We start from the raw sequence: 17,608 nt of genomic DNA, 5'->3' as shown, positions 1-17,608 counted from the left end.
ATAGGGCCGAAAGATCGCGCGACAAGCCGGCCCGACGCCGATCCCGCCTGCCGAAATGCCATGCCTGATGCGGTGCCTGCGAGATCAGCGCGACAGGCGCTTCAACTCGGCACGCGCCTGCTCGGCCAAGGGATCATCGCCGTGGCGCGCAATGAAGAGCTCAAGGGCCTCCCGCGTTCCCTTCCGGCGGGCGGCTTCGTATTCCTCCGCCACCGCAGCGGCAGGATCGCGGGCCATCGGCATGGAAGGCGCGCGCGGCGCCTTACCGCTGTCGTCGGCCTTGGCTTTCTCCACCATGACAGGCAGTCCTCCGAGGGGGTGATAGGGCAATCCGGCGAGCGCGATCAGGGCGCCAAACAGACCGGCCGGAAGTGAACGTCGTTTCATGAAACCCTGCAAATCACGGGTGTTCCGGGAACGAAACCCTTATGCGCGTCCCGTGTGACTACGGGATTTAATGGCTAACAGCACATTATAGCTGGAGGCCTGATGGTCTTGCCCCATTTAAACCAAACGTTCAGCTCTCTAGCTACAATCATCTGTTAACGCCTCGGATAGGACGGGGCTCGCCGATTCGGAGTTCCCCTTTGGCTACCGCTGTTAATGTCAGTGCCACCAACAACGCCGAGATCGACGGCCTGCTGTCCGGTTACAAATGGACCGGCGCGATCACCTATAGCTTTCCCGATGCTTCCAGCGACTATTCCTATCCCTATTCCGGCGGCTACAGCGAGCCGACCACGTCTGGCTTCGCCTCGGCGCCGACCCAGATGCAGGCGGCGATCAACTACGCCATCGGGTTGATCGACGGTTACACCAACGCCAACATCCAGTACGCAGGCACGAACGGCGCCGACATCATGATCGCGCAGTCGCCGGCGGCCAACCCGACCTCCTACGCCTACTATCCCGGCAACTATGCGTCGGGCGGCGATATCTGGTTCGGGACTCAGTACGATTATTCGCAGGCTAAGCTCGGCAATTATTACTTCGCGACTGCGCTGCACGAGCTTGGCCATGCCGTCGGCCTCAAGCACAGCCAGGAAACCGGTGGCCCGGCCAACGTCGCCGTGCCGACTGCGCACGACGACAGCGAATACACCGTGATGAGCTATCGCAGCTATGTCGGCGCTTCGACCACGTCCGGTTACACCAACGAAGCGTACGGATATCCGCAGACCTACATGGCCAACGATATCCTCGCGCTGCAGACGATGTACGGGGCGAACTTCAATACCCAGAGCGGCAGCACCGTCTATACTTGGAATCCGACCACGGGGCAGGAATTCGTCAACGGCGTCGGGCAGTCCGCGCCGGGCGGCGGCGTTGGCGGCTCGGCCAACCGGATCTACGAAACCATCTGGGACGGCGGCGGCGTCGATACCTATAATCTGTCGAACTACACGACGAACCTGAGCATCAACCTCAACCCCGGTGCATCGTCGGTGTTCTCCTCGACGCAGCTGGCCTATCTCGGCGACGGCCACTACGCTTCGGGCAACGTCTACAACGCCTATCTCTACAACGGCGATGCGCGCTCCTACATCGACAACGCCATCGGCGGATCCGGCAACGACACCATCATCGGCAACGCCATCGCCAATTCGCTGAACGGCGGCGGCGGCAACGACACGATCACGGGCGGGGCTGGCAACGACACCATCATCGGCGGCGCCGGCACTGACACCGCGGTGTACTCGGGCAGCCAAGGCAATTACACGATTACCTACAACACCACGACGCAGACCTTCACCTTGGTCGACCTGCGCAGCGGTTCTCCTGACGGCACCGATACCGTCACCGGCGTCGAATACTTCCAGTTTGCGGGCGTCGCGGTTGCCAGCTCCAGTCTGGTGACGACCGTGATCGAGACGCTCGGATCGACCAGCGTGGTCCAGTCGGGCGGCAACTATTACCTGGACAACATCGCGACTGGCACCGGACCTACGCTGAAATATTCAGGCGCTGCGGTGAACACGGCCAATTACACCACCTGGTCGGTCATTGCCGCGGAGCAAGTGTCGGGCGGTGGCTACGACGTCGTCTGGAAGGATTCGTCGAACGGGCATTACTCGGTCTGGAGCACGAACAGCGCCGGGAATTTCCTGACGACCCTTGCCTCGGCCCCAGAAGTGCTGGGCACCGATCCGTCTCTGCAGGCGCTGGAGCCGACCCTCCAGCAAGATCTCAACGGCGACGGGACGATTGGCCTCAAAGTCGTCACGATCGAGGCATCGGGATCGACCAGTGTGGTGGTTTCTGGCGGCAACTACTACCTGGACAACATCTCGACCGGCATCGGACCGACGCTGAAATATGCAGGCGCTGCGGTGAACACGGCCAATTACACGACATGGTCCGTCATTGCGGCCGAGCAGGTCTCAGGCGGCGGCTACGATGTGGTCTGGAAGGATTCATCGGACGGGCATTATTCTGTCTGGAACACCGACAGCGCTGGCAATTTCGTGACGACGCTTGCTGCGGCTCCCGAAGTGCTGGGGACCGATCCGTCCCTGAAAGCATTGGAATCGACGCTGCAGCAGGATCTCAACGGCAACGGTGTGATCGACAGCAACGTCACGATCGAGGCGTTCGGATCGACCAGCGTGGTGCTGTCTGGCAGCAACTACTATCTGGACAACATCTCGACAGGCACCGGGCCGACGCTGAAATATGCAGGCGCCGCGGTAAACACGGCCAATTACACCACGTGGTCCGTCATTGCTGCCGAGCACGTGTCGAGCGGTGGCTACGACGTGGTCTGGAAGGATTCATCGGACGGGCACTACTCCGTCTGGAGCACGGACAGCACCGGCAATTTCGTGACGACGCTCGCCGCAGCCCCTGAAGTGCTGGGCACTGATCCATCGCTGAAAGCGCTGGAGACGACGCTCCAGCAGGATCTCAACGGCGACGGGACGATTGGCATCAGCGGCGTTACGGTCGAAGCGCTCGGATCGACCAGCGTGGTGGTGTCTGGCGGCAACTACTACCTGAACAACATCTCGACCGGCGCCGGGCCGACGCTGAAATATGCAGGCGCTGCGGTCAACACGGCCAACTACACCACGTGGTCCGTGATTGGTGCAGAGCAGGTGTCGGGCGGTGGCTACGACGTGGTCTGGAAGGATTCATCGGACGGGCACTACTCGGTCTGGAGCACCGACAGCACCGGCAATTTCGTGACGACGCTTGCCGCGGCCCCCGAAGTGCTGGGCACTGATCCGTCGCTGAAAGCGCTGGAGCCGACGCTGCAGCAGGATCTCAACGGCGACGGCACGATTGGTGCATCCATCATCAGCAATGCCACGATCGAGACGTTCGGGTCGACTAGCGTGGTGGTGTCCGCTGGCAACTACTATCTGGACAACATCTCGACCGGCACCGGACCGACGCTGAAATATGCGGGGTCCGTGGTGAACACGGCCAATTACACCACTTGGTCCGTGATCGGAGCCGAGCAGGTGTCGGGCGGTGGCTACGACGTGGTCTGGAAGGATTCGTCGAACGGGCATTACTCGGTCTGGAGCACGGACAGCAGCGGCAATTTCGTAACGACGCTTGCCGCGGCCCCCGAAGTGCTGGACACCGATCCGTCGCTGAAGGCGCTGGAGCCGACGCTCCAGCAGGATCTCAATGGCGATGGCGCCGTGGGCGCGGCGCCGCTCGCAACTGCGGGGCTCGAAACGTCCGGGGAGGGCTTTGCCTTCAATTTCACTCAGGGCGGCACTCTGACCACCTCGTCCGAATTGCCGGATCCCATGCCTGCACCCGCGAATGTGCAGACGGCGGCAGAGCTGTCGGCGCAACAATCGGGATGCCCAGATACGGCTGTAAGCGACATTCTGGCCGACTTTCTTCACAACCTGCACGAACACGGTTTCCTGCTGAGCTGACAGCGTGGGTCGTGGCGATCGACGCAGTTTGGGCGGTCGTTCGGCGCGATCTCGACGACGGCTGCCGCGCTGGGCCGCGGCTGCGTCAGCTCACCAGGCGTACTTGAACACGCCCTTGCCGGAATAGCTGGTGACGTTGCCTGAGAACTCGCCGTCGAAGGTGGCGGCGATCGACAAGCCGCTCAGCCATTTCATCTCGGCGCTGCCGCTCACGAGCGCGGACTCGGCATCGACCTTGGCGCCGTTGACGACGAAGCTGGTGCCCGGCAAGGTCTGGAACAGCGCGGTGACGGCGCGGCTCGGATTGTAGTCGTGCGCCCAGGCGGCGCGGCCACGCAGCGTCAGCACGCCGTTCTGCATGGCGTAGGACCTGTCGGTGCGCAGGCCGAGCTCGGAGCGGGTATCAGTCAGCGATTGTGAAGCGTAGTTCAGGGCGAACAGCCCGCCGCCGTTAAGGCTGACTTCGGAGTAATTGGGAAGATTGAAATTCGTCACCTGCGCCGCAGCGTACGGCGTGATGCCGATCAGCGGCGTCGTGAAGCGATAGCCGCCCTCGAAGCGCGCCGAGAACGTGTCGGCCTTGAAACGGCCTTGGAGCTGGTCGAAGCCGCCGGGCGTCACGGTGCGGTTGGTTGTGACGTCGTGCCAGCCATAGGCGAGCGCAGCCGAGACGTAGGCCGGTCCGAAATTGTGTCGGCCATAGACGCCGGCCTGGAACAGGTCGGCCGAGCCCGAACCCATCGCATTGGCGAGCGAGTAATTCAGTCCGCCGCCGCCGAGCGCAAAGCCGCCCAGCGTGTCCACCGAGATCCTGTAGTCCGCGCCGGCCGCGCCGCCCCAGGCCTGCGCCGTCAGATCCTGCGAGCCGACCAGTGCGTTGCCGCCGACCTCGGCCGAACCGCCATAGCCGGCCGCCCAGACGCTCCAGCGGCTGCTTGGCTGCGAGGAAAAAAGCGGCGCCTTGGTCGCCATCGCGTAAGCCTCGCGCTCGCGCGCGGTGGCCGGCCGCATCGCGGCGTAGGCGGCTGCCTCATCGCTTTCGGCGAACTGTGCGACGCTGCCCGCCTTGGCGAAGCCGCCGCTGCGTCCGACGACGGTCGGGTCGAGCATCAGGTTGAGGAACTGGCCGTCGGCATTGATCGCCGACTGGATGATACCGGTGCCGAGCTCGCCCGAGGCGGTGGTCAGCCCCGCTGGCGACAGTGTCGCGAAGGCCGAGGGAATACCGCCGGTGGTGTTGAAGAAGTTGGTCAGTGTGTTCGCGACGTTCTGTTGGTTGACGTTGAGCCCGCCACCTTGCGCGAAATTGACGTTGACGTTGAGGAACACGTTATCGAGGTCGTAGCTCAGCGTCGCGTTGAGCGTCGGCGTGTTGGAGGCGACGTTCGGGTTGAAGGTGCTGCCGGCCAGGGTGCCGGCCGCGGTCAGGATCGTATACTGTTTCTTGATCGTACCCGATGTGAAGTTGACGCTCACCGCCGCGCCGCCGAGACCGGCTGCGCCCGTGACCCGAGTGAGGCTCGCAAGGGCCGAGGAGACCTGCACCAGATAGGTCGAGGCGGGGGTAAAGGTCAGCGATCCGCCGATCGTCATCGGGCCGAACGGGTTCGTCGTGCTGCCGGGCGCCAGCGTACCGCCGTTGACCGCGACGCCCGCGATCGTGCCGCTGCCGGCGAGCGTGCCGCCGGCATTGACGGTGGTCGGGCTGTTCAGGATCGAGCCGTCCACCACCAGCGTGCCGCCATTCACATTGGTGGCGCCCGTATAGGTGTTGGCGCCCGTGAGCCTCTGCGTGCCGCCCGTCAGTGTAAGGCCGCCCCCCGCGCCGGCATCATCGATCACACCCGCGAAGGTGCCGTTGCCGTTCGTGATCGTCAGCGTGTTGGCGCCGAGATTGACGTTGCCCGAGCCCGACAGCGATTTGATCGAGGTGCCAATGCTCAAGCCCGTAATGTCCAAGATGCCATTGGCAATGACATTGCTCGAGGTCGCGATGCTGCCGTCGGTCCCCCCCGAGTTGACGAGGTCCAGCTCCCCAAGGGCTTGGATGGTGGTCGCTCCGGTATAGGTATTGACGCCCCCGAGCGCCTGAACGGCGCCGGCCGAGATGACAATGCCGCCGCCGCTACCACCGGCAATGCCGCCGTCCCGGATCACGCCGCCGAAGACGCTGCCGGACGTGATCGTCAGCGTCTTCGATCCCAACGCGACGATGCCGCTGCCAGCGGGCGAACCAAGGCCGCGGACGGATGTGCCGGAGGTGGTCTGCGATACGTCGAGCGTGGCGTTCGCCGCGCTGAACGAGACGAACGCCGAATTCGCGATCGAGCCGGCCCCTTTCAGTGCCAAAGTGGCTCCGGCATCGATCTGCGTGGCATTCGAATAAGTATTCACGCCGGAGAGCGTCTGTGTGCCGCCGAACACCTCGATCCCGCCAGTGCCCTGGATCACGCCGGCAAATGCGGTCGAGCCATTGGTGATCACCAGCCCGTTGCCACCCATGTTGACGACGCCAGAAGCGCTGCCAGCCAGCGTCGTGATTGCGTTGAACGGAACGGCGGACGCCGAGATGTCGAACATCGCGTCCACCGTGACGACGCTGGATGACGAAATACTGCCAAAGCCCGAGATTGCCAGTGTTCCGGCCGAGATCGTCGTCGCGCCCGTGTAGGTGTTGGTGCCGGCCAGCGTCAGCGTACCCGTGCCGACCTTGGTCAGGCCGCCGGTGCCGGAGATGATGCCGTCGACCTGGGTCGAGTTGTTGAGACTGCCGGTGGCGAGCGTGTTGGCGCCGAGAACATAATTGCCGGCGCCTTCGATCGATCCGGCCGTCATTCCGCCGCTAGTTAGGCCTGAGATATCGACGGTGCCGCCGGCATTGGCGATGAATCTGGCGCTGCCGCCGGTGGCCGCGCCGGTGAAGTTCGTCGTTGCGCCGTTGTTGGTGGTGATCGTGGCGCTGCCGGCAGAGGCCGAATTCCCGAACGTGACGACGCCGTTGTTGATGAGCCTTGCCGTTCCGGCCGTGCCGGTCTGGATGAAATTGACGTTGCCGCCGACGTCGTTGGTGATGATCACGATTCCGGCGCCGCCGCTCGCGGTGCTGCTGTTCTGGAACACCAGATTGTTGCCGGAGGTGACTTCGAAGTTCTGGGTATTGACCGCGTCGTTGTTGATGATGCCCGTTCCGTTGACGATGAACGGATTGCCGATCGTGAACGTATAGGCCTGCGAGGTGTTCGCGAACTGGATCGTGCCGATGCTGACGGCGCCGTTGTTGTTGTCGACCGCCGTGCTGCCGGCGTTGGCGAAGGTCGCGGTCCCGTTGGGCACGCTCGGGTTGGACGACCAGTTGGTCGGATTGGTCCAGTCCGAGGAGCCGCCGGTCCAGGTGCCGTCCACGGCATGCGCGGTGACAGCGCCGAGCGCGGTGGTGGCGAGGAGTGTCGCCAGGGAATGGCGCACGATGGATCTCAGCCCGTACCCGATCCGCCCACCTGCCTTTGTCGGTCCGGCCATCTAGATCTTCTCAAATTAGCAAAGAAATCATCGCGAACATGCAACCGGGGCGCGTACTGTCGCCCCGACACCCACGCCATGTTCCCATGGCGCTGCAACGACCTGCAATGAATGGCGATCCATCTGCGTTCGGTGCTGCCGGTTTTGCCCCGCATTTTCAGCCATCGTGGCTACCGGGCAACATATTCATGCACTGCAACAGGTGCAGGCCAGAACGCGCGTGCCCGTTGGGTGGGCGGACAGGGGGCTCTCGGGTCCAGGCGGACGCGCAAATCGCTGATGATGCCGCGCGGCGCGCTTGTTGCGGACGCTCGCTGCGGACGATGGACGTTCCCGCAGCAGCTCAGCCGATGTCGAGCGTGTGCTTGAAATAGGCGATCGTCTCCTTCAGCCCGTCCTCGAGAGCCACCTTTGGCTCCCAGTTCAGCACCGCCTTCGCCTTGGCGAGATCGGGCTGGCGCTGACGCGGATCGTCCTGCGGCAGCGGCTTGAACACCAGCTTGGAACGCGAGCCCGTAAGCTTGATGACCTTCTCGGCGAGTTCACGGATCGTGAACTCGGAATTGTTGCCGATATTGATCGGGCCGGTGATGTCTTCCGCAGTCGCCATCAAGCGCATGATGGCCTCGACGAGGTCGTCGACATAGCAGAACGAGCGGGTCTGCCCGCCGTCGCCGAACACCGTGATCGGTTCGCCCTTGAGCGCCTGGACAATGAAGGACGACACCACGCGGCCGTCATTTGGCTGCATGCGCGGGCCGTAGGTGTTGAAGATGCGCGCGACCTTGATCGGCAGGCCGTGCTGGCGCCAATAGTCGAAGAACAGCGTCTCGGCGCAGCGCTTGCCCTCGTCGTAGCAGGAGCGGATGCCGATCGGATTGACGTTGCCCCAGTAATCCTCTGTCTGCGGATGGATCAGCGGATCGCCATAGACCTCGCTGGTCGAGGCCTGGAAGATGCGCGCCTTGAGCCGCTTGGCGAGCCCCAACATGTTGATGGCGCCGTGCACCGAGGTCTTGGTGGTCTGCACGGGGTCGCGCTGGTAGTGGATCGGCGAGGCCGGGCAGGCCAGGTTGAAGATCGCGTCGACCTCGATATAGAGCGGGAAGGTGACGTCGTGCCTGACCGCCTCGAACAGCGGATTTGCGATCAGATGGGCGATGTTGCGCCGGCTGCCCGTGAAATAATTGTCCGCGGACACCACCTCGGCGCCGGTCTCGAGCAGCCGTTCGCAGAGGTGCGATCCGATGAACCCGGCGCCCCCGGTGACGAGGATGCGGCTGTTCTTGTAGTTTTCAAAAGGCATGATCGGTTCCAGATTGTCCGCGGCGGAGCGGCGGGCTGAGTGGTATCGGCAAGCGCCGGGCTCGCCAATAGCCAAATTGCTCGATAGAGAGCTTGAGGTATTATTATACCCCTACTTTGTATGGGGTTGTTTTCTCGTTTTTTGCACGGAGGGACCGCAGCCCGCCGCCGGCCGCTAGAATTCTCGCCGCTTCAGCCAAGCCCGCGCGCCCCAATGGGCAAAACACCAGGCCGATTTGATCAGGGAGAGCTGCTCGACATTGCGGTAGATTTGCCAGACCCATTTGGCGGAGCGCACCGGGCGGCTGGAGACCGAGGAGCCCCTGACGCGGTAGCGCGCGAGATCCTCGTTAAGGCCAGAGGCGGTGTGCCCGCGCGCGAGGATCGAGAGCCACAGGCAGAAATCGTCATAGCCCTCGTTCTTCATCGCGATGGGGCCGGCGATCTCGCGGTCCACCATCGCGGTCAGCGTCGCGATCGCGGTGTTCTTCAGGAGCTGGTCATAGGTGAGCGAGGCCGGCACTTCGATCAGCCGTCCAGTGACGGTGTTGGTCTCGTTGATGCGGCGGAAGGCGGTGTAGCTGAGCGCGGCCTGCTTCTCCTGCGCGAAGGCAAGCTGCCGCTCCAACTTCTCAGGCAGCCACAGGTCGTCGCTGTCGAGGAAGGCAAGATAGCGGCCTTGCGCGGCGTCGATCGAGGCCTGGCGCGCCAGCGCCGGGCCGCCATTCCTGGCCTGCCGGATCAGCTTGACCCGCGGATCGCGCTCGCCGATGGCAGCGATGATCGCTGGCGTCCGGTCGGTCGAGCAGTCGTCCGCGATCAAGAGCTCCCAATCGGCGAATGTCTGGCTTTGGACCGAGCGGATCGTCTCCTCGATCAGGCCTTCGACGTTCCAGGACGGTGTGATGATCGAGACGAGCGGCATGATGGGTCCGTTCAGTTCACGCGGGCCGGCTCGGCGATTGCCGCGCGCAAGGAGGCCGCAAACGTGTCGAGCAGCTTGGGATCGCTGATATAGAGCTCGCCCGGATAAGACCTGCTCCAGGCCGACTCGAAATAGGGGGCGCCTTTGGCCGGATCGAAAGGCCCGGCGGAGAGCGCCTCGCGCAGCCGGGCGGGTACGTCGGCCAGACGATCGACCGCATAGACCAGCGGACAGGAGCGGTAGAACGCATCGCCCATCACCACGACCGGCTTGCCGAGCAGCAGCGCTTCGGCACCCGACTTGCTGTTGACGGAGATGACCGCATCGGCGCGATTGAGCACGGTGTAATTGTTGGTCTGTGGCGGCAGCAGCACGAAATTGTCGAACCGGCGCGCCAGCTCGAACAGGCGGTCGGCAGAGATCGCGCCGATCTGAGCAGGGTGCTCTTTCACCACCAGCGTATGCGAGTCCGGGATCGTCCGCAGCAGGAAGTCGACGGTCGCGACCTGGTCGAGATAGTCTGGCGAGCGCAGCGTCAGCGCCATATCGGCCGGGACGTGGAACGGATAGTAGACAAAGGGCGCCTCGGGGATCGGCTTGTAGAGCTTGCGCAGCCGTGTCGCATTGAGCGCCATCGCAGCGTGCACGCGGGCGTGACGGAGATTGTGTCCGAACTCCTGGTGCTTGCCGAGTGCGAACTGGTCCCACAGCTTTTCGCTGAGGCGGCGGGCGTTGCGAAGGTTCACGACCTTCTTGAAGGCCGCCGAATAATGATGCTGGTCCTTCTTGGGGATGACGATCGCGCGTTGCGTCAGCGTGTCGTCCAGATAGGCGTGCACCTCCGATGACACGGCGTCCGCCGGCGCCGACATCACGTCGGGTGCGCCGAGAGTGTCGGGCGTGAAGTACATGCGGCCGCGAAAGAACGAAGGCTCGATGAACCAGTTGCGAATGTTGCGGCGCTTGGCGGCGTAGAAGCTCGCGATTACCGAGAGAAAGCCGCCCAGCTCCTGCACCAGCTCGGCAGGCTTGCCTTGCCTCTCCAGCCGGTCGAGCACCGTCTCCATCGCATTGGCATAGATCATGAAGCGCCGCCGCAGCGCGGCGGTATCGCGGATACCGAAGGTGAAGCGCTCATGGCTGAACAGGAAATTGGTCCCGTCGAGCCCGTAAGACGCGACGCGCGCGTCGAATGCGCCGCGATCGTCGGGCGAGGGGCCGGTCGTGAGGCCCTCGCGGTACATATTCGTGACCGGCACGCCCTCCGAAGTCGACATCTCCGCGCTGCGATCGTCGAAGGCAAGCAGCTCGACGTCATGGCCTGCCGCGCGCAATCGCTGCGCGACCGGAATCCAGAACCGGGTCTGGTATTCGGCAAGCGTGGTGATGAGAACGGTCTTTGCAGATGTTGCCATGGCTCTATCGGGCGTGTTCGATCGCAATGCTCGCGAGTGGCAGGCCCGTCGTCGCGCAATGCGCGCGTCTTGCCGTAAATTGAGACGGGCTCGCCTGATCGTGAGCGGCGATGCGCTGGAGCAGGGTCTGGACGAAGGGCGGCGCGATCCGCTTGTCGCGCCGGGCCGGATTGAACTGGCTGCGTAGCCGCTCGGTGACCGCCGAGCCGAGCGCGGCGCTAGTGGCGCCCTTGACGATCTGACCAAGGCTCGGCTTGGCACGCGTTCCCTTCACCGTTGCAAGCAGCGAGAGGTAAGGCCGGCGCGAGCGCGTCGTGCCAACCAGAACATCGGCGACACGTTCGGCGGCTTTCCCGTCGTTGAGATGGAAGAAGGCTTCGATATCGGCGGCGTGAACGCGGCCGAAGTCGAAGGTCTCAGTCTCGCGCTCGATGTGATCGATCGCGCCGAGCAGCTCTTCGAACGAGGCGACCTGCCGGCTCACGCGCGCGGGCAACGCGGCATGGCCTGCCGTGGTCGGCGTGTTCAGATATTCGAGCTGCAGCGGCAGCTTTCCGAGCAATACCGATTCGACGGCCGTCCCGCAGTTGAGATGAATGACGGCTGCTGCATTGCGGATACGGTCGAGCACGCTGCCGGTGCCGTCAATCAGGACGTTGGCGTGGCGCGAGAGCGCATTGCGATAGACCTCCTCGCTCTCGAAGGGGTGCGGACGCACCAGAATGTTGCGGTCGGGCCGCTTGGCGGCGAGCCGGTCGATTTCGACGAGATAGGTGGCAAAGACCTGCTTCAGGTCCGCGATGAAGCGATCGACGTAGGCGCCGTCCCAGCCGGCCCGCACCATCGCTTCGCGCTCGCCGCCCGGCTTGCCGGTAAAGCGCGAATTGACCAGTGGAAAGTTGGCGTTGACGAGCAGATAGCCTCGCTGCTCGCCGTCGAGCAGCGCGCGCCAGCGCGGGGCTGCGAAATCGAAGCGCGGGCATCCGGTGAGATGAAGCTGCTCCGGCTTCATGGTTCCGGCCGCGCGGAAGGCGTCGTGCAGCCGGCTTCCCCAGAAGAAATAGCCTGCCAGTATGTCGGCGTAGCCGCTGCCTTTGATGTGGGCGGCCATCGCTGGTGGCGAGTTGCCGCCCTTTTCTGCGAGCACGCCGCCTTCGGTATCGAGCACGTACAGCGCCAGGCCAGCCCTGGCAAAGCTGCGCATCAGGTCGAGATTGACGGGACGTGCATAGTTGACGACCAGTGCGTCCAGCCCAAGTCGCGGGACATCGACGGCCTGCTCGTACATCGGCACCAGCGCGACGGAGACGCCGCGCCGGGCAAGCTGATAGCCGAGCATGACTGCCCCCGGCAGGTCACGCTTGGGATGATCGACCACCAGGCCTATCCGCACCGTTCGCGTCTCCTCGTATTGGCCAAGGCGGTCATCGATCTCCTGACATACTGGTGTACATTGACGAGCTAGGTCGACGCCCAGCCGAAACGCTGGCCAAGTTCCGCGAAGATCGCCCGCTGGCGGTCTTCCAGAACGAGAAAATACTGGATGGCCCAACTCACCGCGCAGAACGAGGCGATCGCAAGCCCGAGTCCCCAGAAGCTGTCGATTGCCAAATGGTCTGCAAGCTTGAGCAGCAGCAGGCCCAGGACCACGAGAATGACGGCCTGGGCGAGAAGTGCTCTCAGGAGGCGGTAGGAGTCAAGCTGCAACCCGCGGCTCACGGCCCCGACCTGCAACGGCAGGATGACGGCGTTCCCCACTACTTGGCCAAGGATCAGCGCTCGTTCATCGAACAAGTGCAGCGTCGCAAGCGCCACCGCGGTCCACACCGCCAATTGATAGATCATGAGCCGGTTCAGACGCGACTGCACGTCTGTTCGGGTCAGGAACATGACGTTGCCGAAGGCGAGGTACTGAGCGCAGATCGGGACCAGGAAGCTCAAGCCCATCCAGAAGGCGTAAGGAGCCATCTGAGGGCCGATCCATACCTGCATGACCTCGCGGGACAGCACGGCGGCCGCCACCAGCGGGGGAACCGTGAACATCGGCAGGATAATCAGCCCAAATTCCCCGAGGCGCTGGAACGCCGCAGCGTTGCCGCGCTCGTCGAGGCGGCTTGCCACCGGCAGCAGGGCCGACGTCAGGAGGCCAACGACGACCTTGGCTACCCGGGGCAGCCTGACCAAGGTGTCGTACACCCCAACGCCCTTTGGCCCGAACAAGAGGCCGACCAGGAAGGGTTGGATCGGCAGCGCCAGGCCGCCCGTCAGCTTGCCCTGGGCGAACAGTGCGCATCGGTGAAATAGCTCGCGCCGGATCGGCGCGTCCCACATGGCAAGTCTGACTTTGCGCACGACCGCGACGAAGGCCGCGACGAACACCAGACATGCGCGCATTAGGGTGCTGGCGAGGTAAATATAGGCGACCAGCTCGAACGAGGCCGCGGCACTGGCGGCCCAGATCGTGCAGGCGACATAGGCTATTGTGGAGCTCACCTCGGCCAGCCGCAGGACGTTGTAGCGCTCAAAGCCCTTGACGATGCCCTCCCAGACCAGCGCCGGGATCAGCACGAGGTTGGCAAGTGCGGTGTAGCGCAAAATATCCGAGAACCTGTCGGCGTGAGCGGTATCGACGCGGAGTGCGATGGTCAGGTAAGGCGCACTGATCCAGATGGTGATCGCGACAAGCCCTGCTAGGCAGCCCGCCATCACGGTCAGAAGCGCCAGCTGCTGGCCGGCGATCCGCCAATTGCGATGCTCCCGCGCCCGCGCGATCGCTTGCGTCGTGACCTCGGAGAGGCCCAGATCGAGCAGTCCCATCATGCCGCTCGGCAGCAGGATGCGGGCTAGCACGATCAGGCCGAACTCGGTCACGCCCCAAGTGCGGATGATGACGGGTATAACGACGAGGCCGAGCACCGCCGCGATCCCGAAGGCTGCGCTGGATATCAGCGTATTGCGGATCAGCTGTCTGAGCATGCCCGGCCGCTCACCAGGCGCTCAGGCCGCCGTCGACGGCGATGTTCTGCCCCGTCACGTAGGACGCGGCGTCCGACACCAGGAACAGCATGGTCCCTACCATCTCGTCCGCGCGCGCCATGCGGCCAAGTGGGATACGAGCGCCATAGCGCGCCTTGAAGGTCTCGTTCTGGCCGCTCTCGACCCCGCCCGGGGTGAGGGTATTGACGCGAACGCCCTTCGCCGCCCAGTAGGTCGCCAGATGCTTGGTCAGGCCGATGACGCCGGCCTTCGACGCCGTGTAGACCGCGGGCGTGTTGATGGCGCGGCCGAGATATTCTGAGCCTTCGTAGATGCGCTGGTCAGGCGCCATCAGCCCGTAGATCGAGGCGGTCTGCACGATGGCGCCGTAGCCGCGCTCGGCCATCCGGCCGCCGAACACCTGCGCGACGTTGAACATGCCGTCGAGATTGACCGCCATGATCTCGCGCCAGGTGTCCTGGGAAAATTTCTCGACGGGCGCAAAGAAGGCATCGACGTCGCGGGTCTTGCTGGCGGCGTTGTTGAGCAGGATCGAGACCGGTCCGAGGTCCGCCTCGATCGCATCGGCCGCGGTGCGGACGGAGCTGGGCTCGGTGATGTCGCAGCCATAGCCTCTGGCGCGGACGGCGTGGCGTGAGGTGACGTCGGTGGCCGCCGCATCGGTCGCAGCCTGATCGAGATCGACGATCGCGACATTGGCGCCGAACTCGGCGAGGCCTTCGGCGAAGCGACGCCCGAGGATGCCGCATCCGCCGGTGACGACGGCCGTGCGGCCGGTAAGATCGAACAGAGCCTTGAAGCTCGTGGTCATCGCTTGGGCCTCCTCAGGCCGACAGTCGTTGGCGCAGCAACAGTTCCACCAGCGCGAAATCGAGATCGGAATCGATGTCGATCGAGCGCTCTTCCGGCATCTCGAACAGTCGCGTGTCGGGATAGAAGACCGCCGGCTGCTCCAGGAACGGCGCGACGCGCCAGACATAGATCGACGCGTTCATGTCGAAGCAGCGCGGCGCGTCCTGCCGGCGCGTGATCGGAGGATTGGCGGATTTGGAGAGGCCGACGCTGCCATCGGTGCGTTGCTCGACCAGGTTGAAATAGGGCGAACGGCGCGCCGGAGCCCCCGTGATGACGTTGCGCGCACCGCTCTCGCGCAGCAGTGCCACAGCGCCGGTGATGTCGGAGGCCAGCCGCAGCGGTGAGGTGACATCGAGATCGACGAAGATCTCCGGCGTCTTGCCCGTTTGCGCAATGGCCTGCTCGAGACAATGGCGGATCGCCGGCAGCTTCGGCGCGGTGTCGGTCGCCATCGCGTCCGGACGCTTGACCGCGATGTCGGCGCCCGCCTTCAGGGCCGCGTCGAGCAGCGGGTCCGAATCGCTGCTGAAGGCGATCGCGTCGAACAGCCCGGTCTCGCGCGCCTGCGCGATGCTCCACGCGAGCACGGGCTTGCCCAGGAGATCGCGCGCATTCTTGCCGACGACCCCTTTCGAGCCTCCCCGCGCGCAGATGGTGCAGAGGAGACTCATGGCGACACCCAGGTCTTGGTGCGCAGCGCGCGCTCGCTGGCGTCGATCAGGTGGACGACGCCGAGCGCCTCGGGCAGTGAACAAGCCGGGCTCGCGCCGCGCATCGCCGCGACATGCATGTCGCGATAGCTTTGGTCGCGCTCGCTGGGGATCTCCGTCGTCTTGCCGTTGACCGTGAGGCGGCTGCCGACGAGGTCGGCCTCGATGGTGTCCTCGTCGACATTGACGCGGATGCGGCGGATGCCCTGGCGGTCGAGATAGTCCATGTGGACATGGACCGATGGCGCCCGCTGCATATCGAGCAGCAGGTCGAGGTGGTCGTCGACGTCGATATCGCGCGCGCCGGACGCGCCGCCGAGCGCTGCGACGCGATGCCACGGCCCGAACAGCCAGAGGAGATAGTCCAGTTCGTGGCTGAGATCCCGCAGCACGCCGCCGCCGGAATCAACCGTGGCGGATGCGGTCGCGCGATGATCACGGCCGGGTCGCCACTCCCTGATGTCCTGGCCGACATAGGCTGCGACTGTGATCACGTCGCGCCCGTGCAGTTTTTCGGCCAGAGCCGTCATGACGGGATGAAAGCGCAGATTGTATCCGACGCTGACATGGGCAAACGGATATTTCGGGGGAGGGGCCGGTGTCGCGAACAGCGGCTTTTCGACTAGGACTTTGCCATCGAAGCCGGCCTGCGCGAGCTCTTGCAGATTGGCCGCATGGCGCGCGGTCTCGGTAGCGATCACCACGTAGTCCGGATGCGCCGCCGCGATGGCCTGCGTGATCGACCCGTAGTCGCCGCCTTCGCGGCGGCTGACGGTCGCGACCTCCAGGCCAAGCTCGCGCAGGATGCGCGCATGCCTTGTGCCGATCGAGCCGAGGCCAACCACGACGGCTTTTGTCGAGGTCACGGGAAGACCTCGTGAAACTCCGCATGAGCCTGCTCGAAATCTTCCAGGCGGCCGATGTCGAGCCAGTATTCCCGAATGGGATAGACCGCGACCCTTCCCTTGTCGGCGATCACGCGCTCCAGCACGGTCGGCATGTCGATGCTGACGCCGGGCGTGACATGGCTGAAGACGGAGCGGCCGATCACATAGATACCGGCGCTGACGAACCAGCTCTCGGTCGGCTTCTCGCGGATGGCATCGAGAAAACCGTCCGACGTGGACACCACGCCATAGGGAACGTGGACCTTGTGCTCGCGCACGGCCATCGTCGCTTCCGCCGGCGTCGCGTTGTGGAAGTCGAGGAGAGCTCCGTAGTTGATCGTCGTGAGAATGTCGCCGTTGGTGACGATCATGGGCAGAGTCGGCGGCGCCTTGAAGAGCCCGAGCGCACCCGCAGTCCCCAGCCGTTCGGTTTCGTGGATGTACTGGATGTTGGCGCCGAAGGCGGCGCCATCGGCAAAGTGGTCCTTGATCGTCTCTGCCTTGTAGTTGACCGAGATGAAGATGTTGCCAAAACCCTGCTGCACGACGTTGCGGACGATCGTCTCGAGCAGCGGTCGGCCGCCGACATTGAGCATCGGCTTCGGCACGTCGCGCGTCAGCGCGCCGAGGCGCTCGCCGAGGCCGCCCGCCATGATCAGGACAGGGTTCGGATAATGAGCCGGTTCGAGCAGCTCATCGAGCGTTTCGACCACGACCAGATGGCCGCCCTCGTCGACAAGCGGCAGCTGCTTGATCGACTTCTGCCGCATCAGCTGCAGGCGCTCCTCGCGCGGCAGCGTCGCAGAAACCGACACCGGTGCACGGTTCATGATGTCGGTCGCAAGGCCGGTGAGCGGTACACCACGCAGCAGCCCGCGCCTCACATCACCATCGGTGACCACGCCGAGCAGGCGATTCTGGTCGTCGAGCACGAGCGCAATCTGAATGCTTCCGCTCTCGATGGCAGCAATGGCCTCGCCCACGGTCGCGCGCGTTCCAACGACGGCCTTACGCCAGGATTTCATGGCAATCTGCCTCGTATGCGCCAGATATCGGGGGCCGCCCCAGGGCTGAGCCTGCTATATCGCGGCTGCGAGAG

General features: G+C 64.2%; 12 protein-coding genes. 1 reads left to right on the top strand and 11 read right to left on the bottom strand.

Annotated features, from left to right (window positions below):
* Nucleotides 1-84: 84 nt before the first annotated feature.
* On the bottom strand, nt 85-387 hold the full coding sequence (locus UNPA324_RS27905; RefSeq protein WP_141937063.1) for a hypothetical protein: 303 nt from the start codon (nt 385-387) through the stop codon (nt 85-87).
* Nucleotides 388-587: 200 nt separating this feature from the next.
* On the opposite strand from UNPA324_RS27905, the gene UNPA324_RS27900 reads away from it, so the two are divergent.
* The gene (locus UNPA324_RS27900; RefSeq protein ID WP_141937062.1) at nt 588-3,896 is read left to right on the top strand and encodes a M10 family metallopeptidase C-terminal domain-containing protein; all 3,309 of its coding nucleotides are present in this window, start codon (nt 588-590) and stop codon (nt 3,894-3,896) included.
* Between the two features lie 90 nt (nt 3,897-3,986).
* Here UNPA324_RS27900 and UNPA324_RS27895 read toward each other — a convergent pair whose 3' ends face one another.
* From UNPA324_RS27895 to UNPA324_RS27850, 10 genes are all read right to left on the bottom strand, one after another.
* A complete protein-coding gene (locus UNPA324_RS27895; RefSeq protein ID WP_141937059.1) occupies nt 3,987-7,415 on the bottom strand; it encodes an autotransporter outer membrane beta-barrel domain-containing protein in 3,429 nt (1,142 codons plus the stop codon).
* A gap of 343 nt (nt 7,416-7,758) precedes the next feature.
* On the bottom strand, nt 7,759-8,721 hold the full coding sequence (locus UNPA324_RS27890) for a UDP-glucuronic acid decarboxylase family protein (RefSeq protein WP_141937057.1): 963 nt from the start codon (nt 8,719-8,721) through the stop codon (nt 7,759-7,761).
* A gap of 174 nt (nt 8,722-8,895) precedes the next feature.
* Nucleotides 8,896-9,645 carry a glycosyltransferase family 2 protein gene (locus UNPA324_RS27885; protein ID WP_141937055.1) on the bottom strand — a complete coding sequence of 250 codons (750 nt, stop codon included), beginning with the start codon at nt 9,643-9,645 and terminating at the stop codon, nt 8,896-8,898.
* An 11-nt stretch (nt 9,646-9,656) separates the two neighbouring features.
* Nucleotides 9,657-11,060, bottom strand: a complete 1,404-nt coding sequence (locus tag UNPA324_RS27880; RefSeq protein ID WP_141937053.1) for a capsular polysaccharide export protein, LipB/KpsS family — start codon at nt 11,058-11,060, stop codon at nt 9,657-9,659.
* Between the two features lie 4 nt (nt 11,061-11,064).
* Nucleotides 11,065-12,453, bottom strand: coding sequence for a surface carbohydrate biosynthesis protein (locus UNPA324_RS27875; RefSeq protein WP_181769540.1), 1,389 nt, complete (start codon nt 12,451-12,453; stop codon nt 11,065-11,067).
* Nucleotides 12,454-12,521: 68 nt separating this feature from the next.
* The gene (locus tag UNPA324_RS27870) at nt 12,522-14,036 is read right to left on the bottom strand and encodes a lipopolysaccharide biosynthesis protein (RefSeq protein ID WP_141937051.1); all 1,515 of its coding nucleotides are present in this window, start codon (nt 14,034-14,036) and stop codon (nt 12,522-12,524) included.
* A 10-nt stretch (nt 14,037-14,046) separates the two neighbouring features.
* The gene (locus tag UNPA324_RS27865) at nt 14,047-14,868 is read right to left on the bottom strand and encodes an SDR family oxidoreductase (protein WP_141937049.1); all 822 of its coding nucleotides are present in this window, start codon (nt 14,866-14,868) and stop codon (nt 14,047-14,049) included.
* A gap of 13 nt (nt 14,869-14,881) precedes the next feature.
* Nucleotides 14,882-15,583, bottom strand: coding sequence for an acylneuraminate cytidylyltransferase family protein (locus tag UNPA324_RS27860; RefSeq protein ID WP_141937047.1), 702 nt, complete (start codon nt 15,581-15,583; stop codon nt 14,882-14,884).
* Nucleotides 15,580-16,488, bottom strand: coding sequence for a Gfo/Idh/MocA family protein (locus UNPA324_RS27855; protein ID WP_141937045.1), 909 nt, complete (start codon nt 16,486-16,488; stop codon nt 15,580-15,582). The genes UNPA324_RS27860 and UNPA324_RS27855 overlap by 4 nt, the downstream gene beginning before the upstream one ends.
* Nucleotides 16,485-17,534, bottom strand: coding sequence for a nucleotidyltransferase family protein (locus tag UNPA324_RS27850; protein ID WP_141937043.1), 1,050 nt, complete (start codon nt 17,532-17,534; stop codon nt 16,485-16,487). Before UNPA324_RS27850 ends, UNPA324_RS27855 begins: the two co-directional genes overlap by 4 nt.
* Nucleotides 17,535-17,608 lie beyond the last annotated feature (74 nt).

Source organism: Bradyrhizobium sp. UNPA324, assembly GCF_006658635.1.
Taxonomy (GTDB): domain Bacteria; phylum Pseudomonadota; class Alphaproteobacteria; order Rhizobiales; family Xanthobacteraceae; genus Bradyrhizobium; species Bradyrhizobium nanningense.
Note: the sequence above shows the minus strand (reverse complement) of the source record. Positions and strands in the feature narration are given on the sequence as shown.

What these genes read in the sequence shown, in the direction of transcription:
- UNPA324_RS27905 (WP_141937063.1), bottom strand. Translation starts at nt 387, where the DNA reads ATGAAACGACGTTCACTTCCGGCCGGTCTGTTTGGCGCCCTGATCGCG.
- UNPA324_RS27895 (WP_141937059.1), bottom strand. Translation starts at nt 7,415, where the DNA reads ATGGCCGGACCGACAAAGGCAGGTGGGCGGATCGGGTACGGGCTGAGA.
- UNPA324_RS27890 (WP_141937057.1), bottom strand. Translation starts at nt 8,721, where the DNA reads ATGCCTTTTGAAAACTACAAGAACAGCCGCATCCTCGTCACCGGGGGC.
- UNPA324_RS27885 (WP_141937055.1), bottom strand. Translation starts at nt 9,645, where the DNA reads ATGCCGCTCGTCTCGATCATCACACCGTCCTGGAACGTCGAAGGCCTG.
- UNPA324_RS27880 (WP_141937053.1), bottom strand. Translation starts at nt 11,060, where the DNA reads ATGGCAACATCTGCAAAGACCGTTCTCATCACCACGCTTGCCGAATAC.
- UNPA324_RS27870 (WP_141937051.1), bottom strand. Translation starts at nt 14,036, where the DNA reads ATGCTCAGACAGCTGATCCGCAATACGCTGATATCCAGCGCAGCCTTC.
- UNPA324_RS27865 (WP_141937049.1), bottom strand. Translation starts at nt 14,868, where the DNA reads ATGACCACGAGCTTCAAGGCTCTGTTCGATCTTACCGGCCGCACGGCC.
- UNPA324_RS27860 (WP_141937047.1), bottom strand. Translation starts at nt 15,583, where the DNA reads ATGAGTCTCCTCTGCACCATCTGCGCGCGGGGAGGCTCGAAAGGGGTC.
- UNPA324_RS27850 (WP_141937043.1), bottom strand. Translation starts at nt 17,534, where the DNA reads ATGAAATCCTGGCGTAAGGCCGTCGTTGGAACGCGCGCGACCGTGGGC.